General features: G+C 70.4%; 3 protein-coding genes. All 3 read right to left on the bottom strand.

Features of this window, described 5'->3' with window-relative positions; translation table 11 throughout:
* Positions 1–437: 437 nt before the first annotated feature.
* Positions 438–566 (bottom strand): hypothetical protein, encoded by a 129-nt coding sequence (locus tag PUR61_RS33215; protein WP_329883228.1) that lies wholly within the window; start codon positions 564–566, stop codon positions 438–440.
* Between the two features lie 116 nt (positions 567–682).
* Positions 683–979 (bottom strand): hypothetical protein, encoded by a 297-nt coding sequence (locus PUR61_RS33210; protein ID WP_329883227.1) that lies wholly within the window; start codon positions 977–979, stop codon positions 683–685.
* Positions 980–1,224: 245 nt separating this feature from the next.
* Entirely contained in the window at positions 1,225–3,393 is a 2,169-nt protein-coding gene (locus PUR61_RS33205) for a SpoIIE family protein phosphatase (protein WP_329883226.1), read from the bottom strand.
* Positions 3,394–4,441 lie beyond the last annotated feature (1,048 nt).

Raw genomic sequence — 4,441 nt, 5'->3', positions numbered from 1 at the left:
GCGGCCGGGGTCTGCTGATGGTCGCCGCCCTGGCCAGCACCTGGGGCGCCATGCAGACCGCCACCGGCCAGCTGGTCTGGGCCGAACTGCCCGCATGACGGCCACCGGCCGACACATACGCAAGCGGCACCAGCCCCCACCTTGGTCACCGTGATCTACCTGCGGCACACCTGCCCGCAGCAGGTGCTCGACGATCTCGTCGGCCAACGTGCCCCGAACGGCCGAGGCAACCGGTTCCCCGTACGCCATTGACCGTCCCGCCTGGTCATAGGACTTGCGGCCGAGTCCCTGGCCAGGCGCTCCCGTGACGGAGTTGCACGACCTTTCGGGCACGTACGTCGCGAATTCCGGCGAGCACTGTAGGCGGGGGGCGTGGGTATGCGGGTTCGACGCATCCGGAACAGCCGTGCCGCTCCGGATGCGTCGCTGACGGCCGCTCAGGCGAATGTCAGGAAGGTGGTCCCGTTGTACTGGGAGACACCCCCGAGGAGGCACGCGAGGAGCTCGGAGCTGGTCCCGGTCCAGGTGAAGACGGCGGTGTCGCCGGCGAACTGCCCGGCGGTCACCGTTCCGGTGGAGACGACCTGGATCGCACCGAGGTTGATCGTGACGACGCTGGTCGCGCTGATGGTGCTGGTGTTGCCGTTGTTCCACTGGTGGGTGAAGGTCCCACCCCCGCCGGTCAGACCACAGCCCAGGGTGCGACGGTCGGCGGAACGATGAATCCACCGGCCGTCAGGGACGGGTCGGCCAGGGAGAAGCAGTTGAACGTTCCGCCGCCGCTGACGGTGACACTCTGCGGGGTCAGGGTCAACCCCGGGCTGTAGTTGAGGGTCTGGGAGCCCGTGCACACGAGGTCCAGCGGAGCCGCCTGGGAGGGGGCGGCCAGGACGAGCGACGAGCAGATGACCGCGACGACGGCCAGTAGTCCGGCGAGTCGGCGGCGCAGGGACAGGTGAGTGGTGGAAGGGCGGGACACACGGGAGAACGGCATCGTTCGTCCGTGGGCCGACCGGACCCGACGAGCCCGGAGCGGTCCCAGAGCCGTCGCCTGACGACTGGCTCCGGGACAAGGGGCTCGGTCCGGTGCCCCGAGTATCCTCGGCCCGGCCTGCGAAGACCATGGGTACAGCCAACGGGCCGGAGCGTGCGCCACCCCTCGCGCCCCCGCACAGCCGGCGCGCCCACCACAACGCCGGCCGCCCCGGACGCCGCTCCGAGAGGTCAGGGGTCCGGGACGTCCGTACGGGGCAATGTCTGTTCGGACCAGATGATCTTTCCCCGGTTGGTGTGCCGAGTGCCCCACCGCTGGGCCATCTGCGAGACGAGGAACATGCCGCGGCCTCCTTCGTCCGTGGTCCGGGCGTGGCGCAGGTGTGGCGAGGTGCTGCTGCTGTCGGCGACCTCGCAGATGAGTCCGGTGTGCCGGATGAGGCGGAGCCGGATCGGGCCTGCGCCGTGACGGATGGCGTTGGTGACGAGTTCACTGACGATCAGCTCGGTGGTGAAGGACAGCTCCTCCAGTTCCCACCGTGCCAGGGTGTTCGTCGTCAGGGAGCGGGCCTGCGAGACGATCTCCGGGTCGGACGGGAGGTCCCACGAGACCACCTGGTCCGGTCCGAGCGGATGGGCCCGCGCAACCAGCAGCGCGGTGTCGTCCTCCAGGGGGCCGTTGCGCAGGCGGCTCAGGACCGCATCGCAGATCTCCTCCGGCGTGCCCGTGCACTCGGCCAGGACGTTCCTCAGCTCCTGCAGTCCTACGTCGATGTCCCGGTCCCGGCGCTCCACCAGGCCGTCGGTGAACAGGACCAGAAGGCTGTTCTCCGCCACGTCCAGCTCTGCCGACTCGAACGGCAGCCAGCCCAGGCCGAGCGGTGGCCCCGCCGGCACGGAGGCGAAGGAGACGGTGCCGTCGGGCGCGACGACCGCGGGAGGCGGGTGGCCGGCCCGGGCGACGGTGCACGTCTGTGCCACCGGGTCCCAGACCAGGTACAGGCAGGTGGCTCCCAGGACGGCAGCGGTGGCCGAGCCGTCGGGTTCCTCGTCGATGAGGCGTAGGGCCAGGTCGTCGAGGTGTGCGAGCAGTTCGTCGGGCGGATAGTCCAGGTTGGCGAGTGTGTGCACGGCCGTGCGGAGCCTTCCCATGGTGGCGGCTGCGTTGATACCGTGCCCGACCACGTCGCCGACCACGAGGGCGACCCGGGCGCCGGACAGCGCGATGACGTCGAACCAGTCGCCGCTCACCCCCTCCTGGCCGTGGGCCGGCAGGTACCGTGAGGCCACCTCCGCCGTGCTGGTTGCGGGCAACTCGTGTGGGAGCAAGCTGTGCTGGAGCGTCAGCGTGGTGGTGTGTTCACGGGTGTAGCGCAGAGCGTTGTCCATGCACAGGGCAGCTCGGCCGACGAACTCCTCGGCGAGCCGCAGGTCATCCCGGTCGAACGGTTCCGTGCGTTCACGCCTGACGAAGGCGGCCACGCCCAGGACGGTACCGCGCGCCCGCAGCGGTACGACCATCAGCGAGCGCAGATCGAAGGAGAGTACCGACTCGGCTCGTAGGGTGTCCTCGGCGAGCCAGCGCGCATCGGACGGTGACAGTGTCGGCTCGATGATCGCCCGGCCGTCGACCAGGCAGCGAACGAAGGGGGAGGACGGCCCGTACCTTGCTTGTTCGCCGACCGCCACGACCGCTTCCGGACAGCCCTCCTCCAGCGAGCGATGTGCGACTCGGCGCAGTGACGGCGTGCCGCGCCGGGAGATCGGGCGCGGTTCCTCGCCTCTGAGGGCGGAGTCGAGCAGGTCGACCAGGACCAGGTCGGCCATCCGGGGGACGGCGACCTCGGTCAGCTCCTGAGCCGTGCGGCCTATGTCCAGTGTGCTGCCGATGCGGCCTCCGGACTCGCTCAGGAGGGCGAGTCGTTCCCTGGCCCGCCAGCGATCGGTGACGTCGACCCCCATGTAGCAGACGCCCATCACCCGTCCCTGCACGTCATCGAGGCGGAAGACCGAGGTCGAGAAGGCGTGTTCGCGGTCGGGATCGGCCGGGGTGTAGCCGTGGTACTCGAAATCGAGGACAGGTATACCCGTGTCGAGGACCCGCCGCATCTGGGCTTCCAAGGCTCCGGGGGCCAGCCGGGGCAGCACCTCGCTCATCCGTCTCCCCAGCCGTGCCGTGTTGAAGACGCCGGCCATGCGGTCGAGGGTGTTGTTCGTCCAGACGTATCTGAGATCTGTGTCGAGGACGGCCATACCGAAGGGTGACCGGGTCAGGAAGCGTTCCAGGAGGGACCGGCTCACACCCCACCACGGGGTGGATCCGAGGTCGACGGCGGAGAGCAGCCAGCGTCTGCTCCCGTGAGGGGCTGCCAGCGGGTCGGCCTGGACACCGACGATCACGCGGCGCCCGTTTCGGTGCCGAGCCGTGATCACCCCTGACTGCGCTGGGCCCCCCGGTGTGAACTCGGTGGGAACGTCGGGATCGGCCAGCAGGGACAGACCGGACCGTCCGAGTATCGCCTCCGCCGGATACCCGAGGAGTCGCTCCGCCGCTTCCGTCCAACCGACGACGACGCCTTCGGCACTCAGCTCTGCCGTGGCGACGATCGGCAGGTCGAACGGAGCGGACGGTGGAGCAGGGGATCCCTCCGCGGGGTCAGCCATCATGAGACCTTCCCGACGACTGCTTGTAGATCTCCATTGTCCGGAGGCCGCCGCGCATCCGCGACTCGGATCCTGCGCGGGTAGCCGGGCCGGATCACCCCGGTGGCCGCGATCCCGCCGGCCGGCCCGGTCGCCGTCCCGGTCGACGACGATCACATCCAGGGTGCGGGATCCGTGGACCCCTTCGACACGGTCGAGTTCAATGTGGCTGTGCCGGTTTCGGCGACGATGGGCTCGCATCCGGTGATCACGCTGCCGACCCGGTCGGGGGCGCCGGGGTCCGTCCGGAGGGCGCTGCCCAGGCGGGCGGCGGGAACGCGGGAATGTCATGCCCAGGGGGCCCGGGATCGTCCACGACGGTGCGCGTTTCGCGCGTTCCAGGAGGTTGGAACGGAGCCGGGGAAGGTCGGCGACGGGGCACCGGTGCACGATCGCCCGGTACTCGGCGAGGTTCGCCGTGGGGAGGTCGACGGATCGCAGGGCGTTCGCTGCCGACGGGGCCGAGGCGCATGAGCGTCACGGGCGTCCCCGTGGGGGTGGTCGGCGGTCCGCGAGTAGCGGGGCGGGTGTTGGCGGCGTTGGTGGAGCGGGCCCGGCCCGGTCGTCGGACGCCGGGTGTTGTCATGGGCGGCGGCGTCCCCGCACCGGTAGCCGGGCGGTGGACCGCGGTCGAGGCCTCAGCCGGTAGACGCGGTCGGCCGTGCCCCCGAGGACCAGGGCCTGATCGTGGGCGTGGAGTCGGGAGATCAGGCGGCGTGTGGTGTCCACGACGGTGGTGTAGTCG

It is taken from the genome of Streptomyces sp. BE20 (genome assembly GCF_036322525.1).
Lineage (GTDB): Bacteria > Actinomycetota > Actinomycetes > Streptomycetales > Streptomycetaceae > Kitasatospora.
The sequence above is the reverse complement of the archived record's forward strand: the minus strand, read 5'-3'. Positions and strand labels throughout refer to the sequence as shown.